Annotated in this window: 13 protein-coding genes and 2 tRNA genes; 10 read left to right on the top strand and 5 right to left on the bottom strand. The window is 61.4% G+C overall.

The window, feature by feature from the left end; translation table 11 throughout:
* Positions 1-3: 3 nt before the first annotated feature.
* Complete coding sequence (gene gap, locus BLS08_RS08500; RefSeq protein ID WP_017677923.1) at positions 4-1,005, bottom strand: type I glyceraldehyde-3-phosphate dehydrogenase; 1,002 nt, start codon at positions 1,003-1,005, stop codon at positions 4-6.
* A gap of 130 nt (positions 1,006-1,135) precedes the next feature.
* On the opposite strand from gap, the gene edd reads away from it, so the two are divergent.
* Positions 1,136-2,959: a phosphogluconate dehydratase gene (edd, locus tag BLS08_RS08495; RefSeq protein WP_090336367.1), complete on the top strand. Its 1,824-nt coding sequence runs from the start codon at positions 1,136-1,138 to the stop codon at positions 2,957-2,959.
* Positions 2,960-3,221: 262 nt separating this feature from the next.
* Here the strand turns inward: edd and rdgC are convergent, their stop codons facing one another.
* Both rdgC and BLS08_RS26690 read right to left on the bottom strand, forming a co-directional pair.
* Positions 3,222-4,142 (bottom strand): recombination-associated protein RdgC, encoded by a 921-nt coding sequence (rdgC, locus tag BLS08_RS08490; RefSeq protein ID WP_013714480.1) that lies wholly within the window; start codon positions 4,140-4,142, stop codon positions 3,222-3,224.
* The gene (locus BLS08_RS26690; RefSeq protein ID WP_256595729.1) at positions 4,129-4,260 is read right to left on the bottom strand and encodes a hypothetical protein; all 132 of its coding nucleotides are present in this window, start codon (positions 4,258-4,260) and stop codon (positions 4,129-4,131) included. Before BLS08_RS26690 ends, rdgC begins: the two co-directional genes overlap by 14 nt.
* Positions 4,261-4,446: 186 nt before the next feature.
* Between BLS08_RS26690 and BLS08_RS08485 the strand changes: the two genes are divergently transcribed.
* The 7 genes from BLS08_RS08485 to BLS08_RS08455 all read left to right on the top strand — a co-directional run bounded on the left by BLS08_RS08485 (position 4,447) and on the right by BLS08_RS08455 (position 7,602).
* Positions 4,447-4,522 (top strand) — tRNA-Val (locus BLS08_RS08485).
* A 15-nt stretch (positions 4,523-4,537) separates the two neighbouring features.
* A tRNA-Asp gene (locus BLS08_RS08480) sits at positions 4,538-4,614 on the top strand.
* Between the two features lie 186 nt (positions 4,615-4,800).
* The gene (locus tag BLS08_RS08475; protein ID WP_090336365.1) at positions 4,801-5,517 is read left to right on the top strand and encodes a BamJ family beta-barrel-assembly machinery protein; all 717 of its coding nucleotides are present in this window, start codon (positions 4,801-4,803) and stop codon (positions 5,515-5,517) included.
* 336 nt (positions 5,518-5,853) lie between these two features.
* Positions 5,854-6,297 (top strand): YkvA family protein, encoded by a 444-nt coding sequence (locus BLS08_RS08470; RefSeq protein WP_064494246.1) that lies wholly within the window; start codon positions 5,854-5,856, stop codon positions 6,295-6,297.
* Positions 6,298-6,438: 141 nt separating this feature from the next.
* The gene (locus BLS08_RS08465; RefSeq protein ID WP_075746056.1) at positions 6,439-6,762 is read left to right on the top strand and encodes a helix-turn-helix domain-containing protein; all 324 of its coding nucleotides are present in this window, start codon (positions 6,439-6,441) and stop codon (positions 6,760-6,762) included.
* Positions 6,759-7,124 (top strand): hypothetical protein, encoded by a 366-nt coding sequence (locus BLS08_RS08460; RefSeq protein ID WP_090336363.1) that lies wholly within the window; start codon positions 6,759-6,761, stop codon positions 7,122-7,124. Before BLS08_RS08465 ends, BLS08_RS08460 begins: the two co-directional genes overlap by 4 nt.
* Positions 7,117-7,602, top strand: coding sequence for an SEL1-like repeat protein (locus BLS08_RS08455; RefSeq protein WP_059390705.1), 486 nt, complete (start codon positions 7,117-7,119; stop codon positions 7,600-7,602). The genes BLS08_RS08460 and BLS08_RS08455 overlap by 8 nt, the downstream gene beginning before the upstream one ends.
* On the opposite strand, the gene BLS08_RS08450 is transcribed toward BLS08_RS08455, so the two are convergent.
* Both BLS08_RS08450 and BLS08_RS08445 read right to left on the bottom strand, forming a co-directional pair.
* Entirely contained in the window at positions 7,591-9,345 is a 1,755-nt protein-coding gene (locus BLS08_RS08450; RefSeq protein ID WP_090336361.1) for a bifunctional diguanylate cyclase/phosphodiesterase, read from the bottom strand. The two genes, BLS08_RS08455 and BLS08_RS08450, sit on opposite strands and share 12 nt — an antisense overlap.
* A gap of 98 nt (positions 9,346-9,443) precedes the next feature.
* Positions 9,444-11,525 carry a carboxy terminal-processing peptidase gene (locus BLS08_RS08445; protein ID WP_090336358.1) on the bottom strand — a complete coding sequence of 694 codons (2,082 nt, stop codon included), beginning with the start codon at positions 11,523-11,525 and terminating at the stop codon, positions 9,444-9,446.
* A gap of 128 nt (positions 11,526-11,653) precedes the next feature.
* Here BLS08_RS08445 and BLS08_RS08440 point away from each other — a divergent pair, with 128 nt between their 5' ends.
* Entirely contained in the window at positions 11,654-12,616 is a 963-nt protein-coding gene (locus BLS08_RS08440; RefSeq protein WP_075746062.1) for an NAD(P)H-quinone oxidoreductase, read from the top strand.
* 155 nt (positions 12,617-12,771) lie between these two features.
* Entirely contained in the window at positions 12,772-13,335 is a 564-nt protein-coding gene (ahpC, locus tag BLS08_RS08435) for an alkyl hydroperoxide reductase subunit C (protein ID WP_090336356.1), read from the top strand.
* The last annotated feature ends 119 nt before the right edge of the window (positions 13,336-13,454 follow it).

Below are 13,454 nucleotides of genomic sequence, written 5' to 3'. Positions count from 1 at the left end.
CGTTCAGTGCAGGCGGGCCAGGACCAGGCAGTTGTCCAGCATGCGGTTGGAGAAGCCCCACTCGTTGTCATACCAGGCCATGACCTTGAGCAGCTTGCCGCTGACCTTGGTGTGGTTGGCATCGAAGATCGATGACAACGGGTTGTGGTTGAAGTCGCAGGACACCAGCGGCAGCGCGTTGTAGCCCAGCACCGGGGATTTCTCGCTGGCGGCCTTGAACAGGGCGTTGACTTCCTCGGCAGTGGTCTCGCGCTTCACCTGCAGAGTCAGGTCGACCAGCGACACATTGATCACCGGCACCCGCACGGCCATGCCGGTGAGCTTGCCGGCCAGTTCCGGCAGTACCAGGCCGACCGCTTCGGCGGCACCGGTCTTGGTCGGGATCATCGACTGGGTCGCCGAACGCGCACGGTACAAATCGCTGTGGTAAACGTCGGACAGGTTCTGGTCGTTGGTATAGGCGTGAATGGTGGTCATCAGGCCCTGTTCGATGCCCAGTTCGCGATGCAGCACCTGCGCCACCGGTGCCAGGCAGTTGGTGGTGCAGGAGGCGTTGGAAATGATCTGCATGTCAGGTGTCAGCACCTGCTCGTTGACGCCATACACCACGGTGGCGTCGGCACCCTTGGCAGGTGCGGAGATCAGCACCTTGCGTGCGCCGGCCGCGAGGTGCGCGGCGGCCTTGTCACGTTCGGTGAACAGCCCGGTGCATTCCAGCACCACATCGACCTGATGAGTTTTCCAGGGCAGCTCGGCCGGATTGCGAATGGCGCTGACGGCGATGCGGTCACCCTTGATCCACAGGCTTTCGCCGTCCACTTTAACTTCTTCAGGGAAATGGCCGTGGACGCTGTCATATTGCAGCAGGTGGGCATTGATCGCGCTGTCGCCCAGATCGTTGATCGCCACGACCTGCAGGTGCTGGCGATAATTCTGGGTATAGAGTGCGCGTAGCACGTTGCGACCGATACGGCCGAAGCCATTGATGGCGATGCGTAGTGTCATGGTGAGGGTCTCGTCAATTTGTTGTTGTAATTACAAGATTATTCCCATTGCTCTAGAAATCAAGCCCGTTGAGTGGCAGTATTTTGTTGTAAATACGAACAGACGCTAGAAGCTAGCCTGGAGATTTCCCATGCATCCCCGCGTTGTTGAAGTTACCGAACGTCTTGTCGAGCGCAGCCGCGCCACGCGCCAGCGCTACCTTGAGATGATCCGTGCGGCCGCCAGTGAGGGGCCGCAACGTGGCAAGCTGCAGTGTGCCAACTTCGCTCACGGCGTCGCCGGTTGCAGCGGTCATGACAAGCAGACCCTGCGCCTGATGGAGGCGGCCAACGTGGCCATCGTGTCTGCCTACAACGACATGTTGTCGGCCCATCAGCCCTACGAAACCTTTCCAGAACAGATCAAGCAGGCCCTTCGCGAGTTGGGCTCGGTGGGGCAGTTCGCCGGTGGCGTGCCGGCCATGTGCGATGGCGTCACGCAGGGTGAGCCGGGCATGGAGCTGGGCATTGCCAGTCGTGAGGTGATCGCGATGTCCACCGCCGTGGCGCTGTCGCACAACATGTTCGACGCCGCTCTTTATCTGGGAGTGTGCGACAAGATCGTGCCGGGGCTGGTGATGGGCGCGCTGCGTTTTGGTCATCTGCCATCCATGTTCGTGCCGGCAGGGCCAATGACCTCGGGGCTGTCCAACAAGGAGAAAGCCGATGTGCGCCAGCGTTACGCCGAGGGCAAGGCGACCCGAGACGAGCTGCTGGCTGCGGAAATGGCCGCTTACCACGGGCCAGGTACCTGCACCTTCTATGGCACCGCCAATACCAACCAGTTGCTGATGGAGGTGATGGGCCTGCACCTGCCGGGTGCTTCCTTCATCAATCCGGGCACGCCACTGCGTGATGCGCTGACCCGTGAGGCTGCGCAGCAGGTCACGCGGCTGACCAGGCAGAGTGGCCAGTTCATGCCCATTGGCGAGATCGTCGACGAGCGTTGCCTGGTCAACTCCATCGTCGCTCTGCACGCCACCGGTGGTTCCACCAACCATACCCTGCATATGCCGGCCATCGCCCGCGCCGCCGGCATTTTGCTGACCTGGCAGGACATGGCCGACCTGTCCGAAGTGGTGCCGACCCTCGCGCACGTCTACCCCAATGGCAAGGCCGATATCAATCACTTCCAGGCCGCAGGCGGCATGGCCTTCCTGATTCGCGAATTGCTTGAAGCCGGGTTGCTACATGAAGAGGTCAACACCGTGGCCGGCCGCGGCCTGTCGCGCTACACCCGTGAGCCCTTCCTCGAGGACGGCAAGCTGGTCTGGCGCGACGGTCCGACCGAAAGTCTCGAGGAAAGCGTGCTGCGCCCCGTGGCGCGGCCGTTCTCGGCAGAAGGCGGCCTGCGCCTGATGCAGGGCAACCTCGGCCGTGGGGTGATGAAGGTGTCTGCGGTAGACCCCGAGCATCAGGTGGTGGAAGCGCCAGCGCTGGTGTTCGAGGATCAGCTGGATCTGGTCGAAGCCTTCAAGGCCGGCAAGCTGGAGCGCGATTTCGTTGCCGTTGTGCGTTTTCAGGGGCCGCGCAGCAATGGCATGCCGGAGTTGCACAAGATGACGCCTTACCTGGGTGTGCTGCAGGATCGCGGCTTCAAGGTGGCACTGGTCACCGACGGGCGCATGTCCGGTGCCTCGGGCAAGATTCCGGCGGCCATTCATGTCTGCCCGGAGGCTTTCGATGGCGGGCCGCTGGCGCGGGTGCGTGACGGCGATCTGATACGTCTCGATGGTACGACGGGGGAATTGCTGCTGCAGATCGATGAGGCCGAATTCGCAGCGCGCGAGCCGGCCGCGCGGCCTGCGCAGGCAATTGGTTGTGGGCGCGAGCTGTTCGCCTTCATGCGCCACAACTTCAGCTCGGCCGAGCAGGGCGCCAGTGCTTTTACCGAGAGTCTCGAGTCACTGGTCTGAGGTCTACACAGGTAGCCCGGATGAAATCCGGGAATCGCTGGTGCAATGGCCCCGGATTGCATCCAGGCTACTCGCCAGGCGCCGATCAGGCTTGATGCATTGGATTAGGCGGGTTGCCCCGCCTACCAAGATACCTGTCCGGCAATGTCTGCAAGGTCGCTTTTCGTAGGAGCCCCGCCTCGGGGCGAAGCTTTTCAGGCGCCCCACCCAGATTCGCGGCGGGGCGCCGCTCCTACAGACCTAAGTCCTGCTTTTGACCGTTTCAGATGCCCTGCGGAATCTCTTCGCCGCCAAGTGCGGTGAACAGTTCCGGCAGAAACTCCACCAGGGTCATCATCATCAGGATGAAGCTGGCATCCTGCTGGGCCAGGGCGTCGTCACCACCGTCCTGTTCGGCCTGCTCCTGCAGCACGTCTTCGAAGCGCAGGCGCTTGATGGTCAGCTTGTCATCCAGCACGAAGGACAACTTGTCCTGCCAGGCCAGCGACAGTTGGGTGACCTGCTTACCGGTGGACAGGTGCAGCTGGATTTCCTCGCTGGTCAGATCCTGGCGCTTGCAGCGCACCACGCCGCCGTCTTCGTGGGTATCGCGCAGCTCGCACTCGTCGAGGACGAAGAAGCCTTCGGCAGCGCTCTGGTTCTTCAACCAGTCGGTGAGGGTGGCGGTCGGCGCTATCTTCACCGACAGCGGGCGCACCGGCAGCGAGCCGATGGCTTCACGCAGGGTTGAGAGCAGGTCTTCGGCCTTCTTGGCGCTGGCGCTGTCGACCAGGATCAGGCCCTGTTTCGGCGCGATGGCGGCGAAGGTGCCGGATTTGCGGATGAAGGCGCGTGGCAGGAAGGCCTGGACGATCTCATCTTTGATCTGGTCGCGCTCTTTCTTGTACACCTTGCGCATCTGCGTGTTTTCGATTTCGTCGACCTTCTCTTTCAGCGCGTCGCGCACGACCGAACCCGGCAGGATGCGCTCTTCCTTGCGTGCGCCGATCAGCAGGAAATCACCGCTGACATGCACAAGCGGAGCATCGGCGCCTTTGCCGAAGGGGGCGGTGAAACCGTAGGTGGTCAGCTCCTGGCTGGCGCAGGGACGTGCCGGCTTGCTGGCCAGTGCGGTCTCCAGTGCTTCGGCGTCGAAAGGGATGTCCTGGGTGAGGCGGTAGACCAGCAGGTTACGAAACCACATGAGCGGGTGATTCTCCATTGATGATGAGGTCGCAGGTTGGCGCCGTCCTTGGGCTCTCCCATTCGGGAAAGCCGGCGCGCAGCGACGGATGAAGGTGGCGGGCCATCAACAGGATCATGATCGCTCCGCCGGCACAGAGCGCGCATTATTCTCCGCTGGCGTGCTCAGGCCAACCCTGACAACTAGCCGCTGAGGAAATTCGCTGGCATCGCCTAAGTTCTTGCTGCGGCGATAAAAATTTTTGCGAAGAGGGCTTGCCAAGGTCAGGATCGCTCTCTAGAATGCGCCCCACTTCGAGAGTGAAGGGTGATTAGCTCAGCCGGGAGAGCATCTGCCTTACAAGCAGAGGGTCGGCGGTTCGATCCCGTCATCACCCACCAATCTCGCAGTTACGCGCAGCGGTAGTTCAGTCGGTTAGAATACCGGCCTGTCACGCCGGGGGTCGCGGGTTCGAGTCCCGTCCGCTGCGCCATTCTTCTCCTCGCTTCATCCCCTCCTGTGACAACTCTTCGGCATACGCTGAAATCTTTGAAAAATCCTTTGCTTGCTTGAACTTATGCGCATTGCTCGGCTCCTATGCCGTAGCCAGTGATTGCGGCGTACTGCTAAGCTCGCGCTTTCACTCGACGGCCTTCGGGCGCATCTACAAGGAACAAGCATGAAACAGCATCGTTTGGCGGCAGCGGTTGCCCTGGTGGGCCTGGTGCTTGCCGGTTGCGATTCGCAAACCAGCGAAGTCGAACTCAAGAGCCCGGCGCAGAAAGCCTCCTACGGCATTGGCCTGAACATGGGCCGTAGTCTGTCCGAGGAAGGCATGGATGACCTGGATTCCAAGGCCGTCGCTCAGGGTATCGAGGACGCGCTGGCGAAGAAGGAGCCGCGCATCAAGGACGAAGACATGATCGAGGCTTTCTCCTTCCTGCAGAACCGTGCTGAAGAGCGCATGACTGAGCTGAACAAGGAAGCCGCTGAAGCCGGCAAGAAATTCCTTGAAGAGAACGGTAAGCGCGAAGGCGTGGTCACCACCGCTTCTGGCCTGCAGTACGAAGTGATCAAGAAAACCGACGGCGAACAGCCGAAGGAAAGCGACGTAGTGACCGTTCACTACGAAGGCAAACTGACCGATGGCAGCGTATTCGACAGCTCTGTCGCTCGAGGTAGCCCCATCGATCTGCCGGTTGGCGGTGTGATCCCGGGTTGGGTCGAAGGCCTGCAACTGATGCACGTCGGTGAGAAGTACAAGCTGTACATCCCCAGCGAGCTGGCTTACGGCGAGCAGAGCCCATCCCCGGCCATTCCGGCCAACTCGGTACTGGTGTTCGATCTGGAACTGATCGGCATCAAGGATCAGGCAGCCGAGCCGACCGAGCAGTAACACTCGGTACTCGTTTACAACGCCCCGTCTTGACGGGGCGTTGTCGTTTCTGGGGGGGTGTAAGCAAGGATGTGGAGGTCAGGGTGTTACGCTTATGCACATCATGGGAAACATTCCTAACAAGTCTGAGCTACAACTGAGTCGCGCTCGTGTCAATCAGCAACTTGTTGATTTTCATGGATTTTATATGCTGTATAAAAAATATCCGATCTAAGCCCAGGCCCCATGCCACGGGGCTTTGATAAGCTTGTCGAAAGACTTTGCACAGATTTATCCACAGCTTCGGTGGATAAGCGAGGCAAGCCCTGATACTGCCTGGCTTGCCGAGGAGGCCGAATGAAAACACCGTGGAAACTGACGCGTTACCTGCCGCTGGCTGCCCGCTTCCTGCGTGAAGGCCGGTTGCCGGAGTTGCTCCGCGCGCTGGCTGACAAGCGCACACCACAAGGCCAACGCTTCGCCGCTCTCAAAGAGGACCTGCAACTGCTGCGTGCACTCAGTCTGGCCTGGTTCAAGGGAGAGTACCGGCAGATCAGCAGTCAGGCGCTGTTGATGGTGGTGGCTGCGCTGCTGTACTTCATTACCCCCTTCGATGCCATTCCCGACTGGCTGGTCGGCGTTGGCTTCGTCGATGACCTGGCCGTGCTGGCCTGGATAATGCGCACCTGGCATGGCGAGCTCGAAGCCTTCAGGGCTTGGCGCGACAAACAAAGCCCGGAGCGCCTGGCGCTCATTGAGCACCTGCCGGCAGCGGAGCGGGTCGATCCGTTGCATTCCTGATGATTTGTTGGGCCAGGGCGAGCACCGCATCTTGCTACCTTGGCAGCATGGATCACGCCCCAGGCGGCAGACGCCTGTTAAGATGGCCGCATGCAAGGAAGGGGTCGAGGCTGTCGGCCCTGCTTTCCAACGGAGAGACTCATGAGTGTGCAAATCATTGCCCGTGACGGCGAGCCGGAATACGCGGTGCTGCCCTGGGCCGATTATCAGGCCTTGTTGCAAGCCGCGGGTCGCCAGGACGTTGCCGCGGCCGTTGCGCCTTCGCCAACGCCTACAGCCAATCGCGCGCCTCTCGCGCAATTGCAAACGTTACGCGAAGCCAAGGGCCTGAGCCCGGAAGCGCTGGCTCGCAGCGTCGGCATCAGCCCTCATTATCTAGCCATGATCGAAAGTGGCGAACGTCAACCCGACGCTGCCATTCTGCGTTCGCTGGCCTGGGAACTGGGGCTGGAGGGCTGGTCTTGAGCGTGCGTATCAGTCGCCAACACTGGCAGGCATTGCTGGCCGAGCTGGACGACGCCCGTCGTCAGCGCCACCTACTCACCTACCGGGCACTGATCGAACGTCTCGATCTGCCGGCACCAGCCATGCAGACCCTGACCGCCGCACTGGAGCACTTGGCTGCACTGGATGCGCGCGCCGAACGACCGCTGCGCAGCGCTCTGGTGATCAGCCAGGGCGCCAGTCGCCTGCCACGTACCGGATTCTTCGACTGCGTGACGAGCCTGGGACGCTTCAGTGGCGCTTCCGATGGTGTGGCAGCTGCATCCTGGCACGCTGCCCAGGTGGTCAGGGTGTTCGAGTTCGACTACCCCGCCGATGTCTAGGTTGCTCTGGCAGGTACGCGCACGCCTTGGCTACTGGCTGGCCCGGCGTCTGTTTCACTGGCCCGCGGCGCTGCGTCAGCCACGTGTGTGGCAATGGATGCAGGGCCAGTACGGGCGCATGGCCAATCTCGGCGATCGCTCGGCACAGAGCTTTTACGGCCATATTCTGCTGTTCAGGGGGCAGGGCCTGGGTGCGCGTGAGGAAGGGCTGAGGTTGTTGCGCCTGGCCGCCAATGGCGGTGACGGCAAGGCCGCCTATCAGTTAGGCGTGCAGGCCCTGCAGGGCGATACCCGGCAGGCACCGGATGCCTCGCAAGCAGTAGGTTGGTGGGAAATGGCGTTGGCTGCCGGCCATCCTCTGGCTGCCAGTCGTCTGAGTCAGCTCTATCGCGACGGTGCTCCCGGGCTGGAAGCAGACCTGCAAGTCGCCGAGCGCTATGCCGCCATGGCAGACGAGGCTACGCGCTCAGGCCGTTGAGCCTTGCAGAATATGCAGGCTGTAGCCAGGCACGGCCTTGGCCTGGCGCTTGGCCTCGGAGGCCAGTTCGGCCAGGCGCGAGGCATCGAGCTGGGCGCAATCTTGCGCTTTTACGTGCACCACGCCGATAGACAGTGACAGCAGCGCATATTCCTGGCGCTGGCCGTGGCGGTTGTGGGCAATGAAGCAGCCGGCCTGAAGATGCTCATCGCGGTAAAAGCGTCGGCACTGATTCTGGAAATCCTCGATCAGCTTGCCGAGCTTTTCGCGCCAGTCTGGCGAGCCGAGCACCAGCATGAAGTCGTCACCGCCGATATGCCCGACGAAGTCGCGGGCTGGATCGACCCGGTCATTCAGGCATTGCGCCAGGCACAGCAGCACCTCGTCGCCCTTGGCATAGCCGTAGAGGTCGTTGAAGGGTTTGAAGCTGTCGAGATCCACGTAGCACACCGCAGCTTCGCGTTGCTGCTGCAGCAGGCGGCCAAGGCACTGCTGGATAGGTACGTTACCCGGCAGCAGCGTAAGCGGATTGGCGTGTCGGGCCTGCTGCAGCTTCTGTTCGGTGATCAGCTTGAGCACGTCGATGACCCGGCCCAGGCCCAAGTAGCGGCCGTTCTGGATGATGATGAAGTCTTCCTCGATGCGCTGGCGCGCGCGGCTGGTGAGCAGGCGACTGACCTTCTGCAGGGACTGCGTCAGTTCCACGGCGAGAAAGTCCTGGCTCATCAGGCGGCTGATGGGTTTGCGCGCGAACAGATCGGTGGCGAAGGGCTTGAGCAGCGCTTCGGACAGCGAGTGACGATGGACGATCCCGACCGGTTGGCGCTGCGTGTCCAGTACGGCCAGGGAGTTGAGGTTGGCCTGGGCGCGAAATACATCCAGCACTTCAGCGATGGCCGTGTGCTGATCGACCGCGGGCTGGTCGTTGAGCAGGGCGCTGAGGTCATGGCTGTCCTCACTGAGGCTGACCTGATTGCTCAGGACCTGGGGCAGCAGTTGCCGGGCATCGCGTGGCGGCTTTTCCTGCGGCCTGCTGAGCAGATAGCCCTGCACCAGATCGACACCCATCTCTGCCAGTACGGCCAGCTCTTCGGGCAGTTCGATACCTTCGGCGATCACTTGAGCGCGCGAGGCTTCGGCCATCTTCAGGATCGAGCCGACGAACTCACGCTTCACTGCATCTTGATGAATACCATCGATGAAGTGGCGGTCGATCTTCACGTAGTCCGGGCGCAGCTCCGACCACAGGCGCAAACTGGAGTAGCCTGCGCCGAGGTCATCCAGAGCGATGGAAAAACCCATGGCGCGGTAGTGATGCAGGGCATTGTCGAGCAGGGCGAAGTCTTCGGTGGGGGACTGCTCGGTGAGTTCGATCACCACCTGGCTCGGTGGAATACCGAAAGCCTGTAGCAATTTCAGGGTACGCCCTGGTTGATGGCTGGGGTCGAGCAGCGATTCCGGTGAGACGTTGAGAAACAGCTTGCCTTCCAGGCCCAGATCACTGAAGCCTCTGCAGGCGCTCTTGCGGCAGGCCATTTCCAGCTCGCTCAGGCGACCCGCATGGCGGGCGACGGCGAACAGCGTCAATGGCGAATGCAGCGGACTGTTGGACGGGCCGCGAGTCAGGGCCTCATAGCCGAGAATGCGCTGTTCGGACAGCGAGACGATAGGTTGGAACAGGCTGCTGAGGTCGCCGTGAGCGAGGATGTTGCCCAGTGCGCCCAACTGCTCGGTGACGGTCATGGTGGTCTCGATCTGGCGGAAACGAAAGGGCCGGTGTTTAACCGGCCCTTTATTTCACGACAGTTCGATGACGATTTGATGACGCTCGATGGGTCGCCTCAATGCAGCGCCAGCGAGGGGTTCAGGCCCAGGTAGTCGAGCAGGATGCGTCCGCTCTCTGCCAGGTAGGCATCGTCTTCCGGTGTGCTCTTTTCATCGGCGACTGGCAGTGCGTCTTCGTCTTCCTTGGCCAGTTCCTTGAGTGGCTCTTCGCCCTTGGCCAGGCGGCGGTTGTTTTCCAGTGCCAGTTGCTTGGCTTCGACTTCGGCCTGACGTGCACGACGGGTCTGCTCGTTGAGACTGACGGTGGTTTCTGCCATCAGCTTCTTGGCCAGGGTCAGGCGGTCGCGAGTGAAGACGAAGTCCGGGTCTTTGGCCGTGCGCTGATCGTGACGAGCTTTCAGCTCGGTCAGGAAGGGCTTGATCGGGTCCAACTCGGGGGTGATCGCCGGGCGGATGCTGTCCCAGGGCAGCGCAGCGGGCAGCGCGCTTTCGCCGATGTCCTTGGTGTCCATGACGTCCGGGTACAGGATGTCGGGGATCACGCCCTGGTGCTGGGTGCTCTGGCCGGAAACGCGATAGAACTTGGCCAGGGTCAGTTTCAGTTCGCCATGGTTGAGCGGCTGAATGGTCTGCACGGTGCCCTTGCCGAAGGTCTGGCCGCCGAGAATCAGTGCGCGGTGATAATCCTGCATGGCGCCGGCGAAAATTTCCGAGGCCGAGGCGGACAGACGGTTGACCAGCACGGCCAGTGGGCCGCTGTAGTAAACGCCCTTGTTCTCGTCGGCTAGTACGTCGACACGGCCGTCGGCGTTGCGCACCAGTACGGTGGGGCCCTGTTCGATGAACAGGCTGGTCAGTTCGGTGGCTTCCTGCAGCGAGCCACCGCCGTTGTTGCGCAGGTCGATGACCACGCCGTCGACCTTCTCGGCCTGCAGCTCGTCGAGCAGGCGTTTGACGTCACGGGTGGTGCTCTTGTAGTTCGGGTCGCCCGCGCGGAAGGCCTTGAAGTCGAGGTAGAAGGCCGGCAGTTCGATGACGCCGAGCTTGTAATCACGCCCCTCGTGCTTGAGCTCCAGAACCTTCTTCTTGGCAGCTTGCTCTTCCAGCTTGACCGCTTCGCGGGTGATGGTGACCACCTTGCTGGTCTGGTCGCTGGGCGGATTGCTGGCCGGAATCACTTCCAGGCGCACGGTGGAACCTTTCGGGCCGCGAATCAGCTTGACCACTTCGTCCAAGCGCCAGCCGATCACGTCGACCATTTCATCATTGCCCTGGGCGACGCCGACGATCTTATCGGCCGGTGCGATCTGCTTGCTCTTTTCGGCTGGGCCGGCAGGCACCAGGCGCACCACCTTGACATGCTCGTTGTCGCTTTGCAGGACGGCGCCGATGCCTTCGAGCGACAGGCTCATGTTGATGTCGAAGTTTTCCGCATTATCCGGTGACAGATAGGTGGTGTGCGGGTCGTAGGTGGTGGCGAAGGCGTTGATGTAGGTCTGGAACACGTCCTCGCCACGGGTCTGCTTGAGGCGCGCCAACTGGTTCTTGTAGCGCTTGGTCAGCAGTTCCTGGATGTCCTTGGTTTCCTTGCCGGCGATCTTCAGCCGCAGCACTTCGTCTTTGACACGCTTGCGCCACAGTTCATCGAGTTCAGCGCGGTCTTTGGCCCAGGGCGCTTTCTCGCGATCGACCTGCAGCTCTTCATCGATGCTGAAATCGATCTTGTCGACGCCCTTGTCCAGTTCCGCCAACGCATAGTTCAGGCGCTCTTCCGTGCGGGTCAGGTGGCGGCGAAAGATGGTGAAGCCGGGTTCGAGGTCGCCGCTTTTCAGCAGGTCATCGAAGCGGGTGCGCCACTGGTTGAATTCGGCGATGTCAGCGGCAGTGAAATAGCTGCGCGATGGATCGAGCAACTTCAGGTAGTTGTCATAGATCTGAATCGAGCGTTCGTCGTTCAGCGGCGGCTTGTTGTAGTGATGGCGGCGCAGCAGCTCCACTACGTTGAGGCTGGCGATCACCTGCTCGCGATCCGGCTGCAGATAGTCCCAACTGGTCGCTGCGGTGGTCTTGGCCGCCAGCGGCAGGGCACTGAAGCCGAGTACGAGGGCGAGGGCGGTGCTTGCAAGAGATCGCTTCATGCTGATTCGACGTAGTGGCAGTTGATAACGCATATTAGGCCGTATTTGAGGGCGCCAGGTTCCGTTGGCGCTAGGCGAGAGCCCGGCGGTCTGCGCTGGGCTCGGTTCACTTGCACTATGGAGGCAGCATGAAGGCATTGCAAGGCGTTGAAGGGCGTGCAGAGTGGCTGGAACAACCGGCGCAGACCTGTGACGCGGGGCAGATTCGGGTCAAGGTGGCTGCCGCTGGGCTCAACCGGGCTGACCTGTTGCAGCGCGCCGGGCTTTATCCGCCGCCGCCTGGTGCGAGCCAGGCGCTGGGCCTGGAGTGCGCCGGGGTCGTTGTCGAAGTCGGCGCCGGCAGCGCCTGGCAGGTGGGGGATCGCGTCTGCTGTCTGCTTGCCGGTGGTGGCATGGCCGAAGAGGTGGTGCTCGATGCTCGCCACGCCATGCCGGTGCCAGAAGGCTTGAGCCTGGTCGAGGCGGCTGTGGTGCCCGAGGTCTATGCCACCGCCTGGCTCAATCTGTTCCAGCTCGGGGCCCTGCGCCCCGGTGAGAAGGTCCTGCTGCATGCCGGCGCCAGCGGTGTCGGCTCGGCTGCTATCCAGCTGTGCAAGGCATTCGGCAGCCCTTGCTGGGTCAGCGTCGGCTCTGCCGAGCGGTTGGCCTACTGCGAAGCGCTCGGTGCCCAGGGCGGTGCCCTGCGCGGCGAAGACCTGCAAGCGCTGCGTGATTTCGGACCGTTCGATGTGATCCTCGATCCGGTTGGCGGGCAGTACGCGGCGCTCAACCTGGAATTGCTGGCCCGTGATGGTCGTTGGATCAATATTGGTTTGATGGGCGGACGCGAGGCCACCCTGGACCTGGCCCAGGTGCTGGGCAAGCGCGTTCAACTGATCGGCTCGACCCTGCGCAATCGCGACGACTCGTTCAAGGCCGACCTGTTGCATGATCTGCAGCAACAGGTCTGGCCGCTGTTTGCCGAGGGGCGGTTAAAGCCGCAACTCGAGCGCAGTTTTGCCCTCAAAGACAGTGAAGCGGCATTCGAGACACTCGCCGGTAATCAGGTTGCGGGTAAAATCGCGCTGCTTATCGATCCCGATCTTGTCTGAGCAGTAGCTCTAGCCCGCGCCTGGCGCGGGCTTGGTCAACGATTGGCTCATTCAATCAATATCATGGCCGTAATCAATAAGCTTTTTTTCGTTAGGTCGCTAAGATACGCCCTGTAAATTTCAAACCCTCACAGAAACCTCAGAAGGAGTCAGAGATGTCCCTCATCAACACTCAGGTACAACCGTTCAAAGTCAACGCTTTCCACGCTGGCGAGTTCATCGAAGTCACCGAGCAGTCCCTGAAGGGCAAGTGGTCCGTGCTGATCTTCATGCCGGCTGCCTTCACCTTCAACTGCCCGACCGAAATCGAAGACGCTGCCAACAACTACGCCGAGTTCCAGAAGGCCGGTGCCGAGGTCTACATCGTGACCACCGACACTCACTTCTCGCACAAGGTCTGGCACGAAACTTCGCCGGCTGTTGGCAAGGCTCAGTTCCCGCTGATCGGTGACCCGACCCACCAGCTGACCAACGCTTTCGGCGTACACATCGCTGAAGAAGGTCTGGCTCTGCGTGGCACCTTCGTGATCAACCCGGAAGGCGTGATCAAGACCGTTGAGATCCACTCCAACGAAATCGCTCGCGACGTTTCCGAGACGCTGCGCAAGCTGAAGGCTGCTCAGTACACCGCCGCTAACCCGGGTCAGGTTTGCCCGGCCAAGTGGAAAGAAGGCGAAGCCACTCTGGCTCCGTCGCTGGACCTGGTTGGCAAGATCTAAAAACGGCTTCAGAGCTGCTGCGCTCGGCTAGGCAGCGTTGTAATCAGACTCGGGCTTGTCATGTACTTCAGTACACTTCGCGCCCTCGCCAGATTTACTCGCTGGCGCTCGCCCTTCGG

The sequence above is a fragment of the Ectopseudomonas chengduensis genome (genome assembly GCF_900102635.1).
GTDB lineage: Bacteria > Pseudomonadota > Gammaproteobacteria > Pseudomonadales > Pseudomonadaceae > Aquipseudomonas > Aquipseudomonas chengduensis.
This window is presented reverse-complemented; position numbering and strand designations above follow the sequence as displayed.

Bases quoted from the DNA above. Each gene is read 5' to 3' on its own strand.
- BLS08_RS08475 (WP_090336365.1), top strand. From the start codon at position 4,801: ATGAAACAGCATCGTTTGGCGGCAGCGGTTGCCCTGGTGGGCCTGGTG.
- gap (WP_017677923.1), bottom strand. From the start codon at position 1,005: ATGACACTACGCATCGCCATCAATGGCTTCGGCCGTATCGGTCGCAAC.
- rdgC (WP_013714480.1), bottom strand. From the start codon at position 4,142: ATGTGGTTTCGTAACCTGCTGGTCTACCGCCTCACCCAGGACATCCCT.
- BLS08_RS08440 (WP_075746062.1), top strand. From the start codon at position 11,654: ATGAAGGCATTGCAAGGCGTTGAAGGGCGTGCAGAGTGGCTGGAACAA.
- BLS08_RS08445 (WP_090336358.1), bottom strand. From the start codon at position 11,525: ATGAAGCGATCTCTTGCAAGCACCGCCCTCGCCCTCGTACTCGGCTTC.
- ahpC (WP_090336356.1), top strand. From the start codon at position 12,772: ATGTCCCTCATCAACACTCAGGTACAACCGTTCAAAGTCAACGCTTTC.
- edd (WP_090336367.1), top strand. From the start codon at position 1,136: ATGCATCCCCGCGTTGTTGAAGTTACCGAACGTCTTGTCGAGCGCAGC.
- BLS08_RS26690 (WP_256595729.1), bottom strand. From the start codon at position 4,260: ATGATCCTGTTGATGGCCCGCCACCTTCATCCGTCGCTGCGCGCCGGC.
- BLS08_RS08450 (WP_090336361.1), bottom strand. From the start codon at position 9,345: ATGACCGTCACCGAGCAGTTGGGCGCACTGGGCAACATCCTCGCTCAC.
- BLS08_RS08455 (WP_059390705.1), top strand. From the start codon at position 7,117: ATGTCTAGGTTGCTCTGGCAGGTACGCGCACGCCTTGGCTACTGGCTG.
- BLS08_RS08465 (WP_075746056.1), top strand. From the start codon at position 6,439: ATGAGTGTGCAAATCATTGCCCGTGACGGCGAGCCGGAATACGCGGTG.
- BLS08_RS08470 (WP_064494246.1), top strand. From the start codon at position 5,854: ATGAAAACACCGTGGAAACTGACGCGTTACCTGCCGCTGGCTGCCCGC.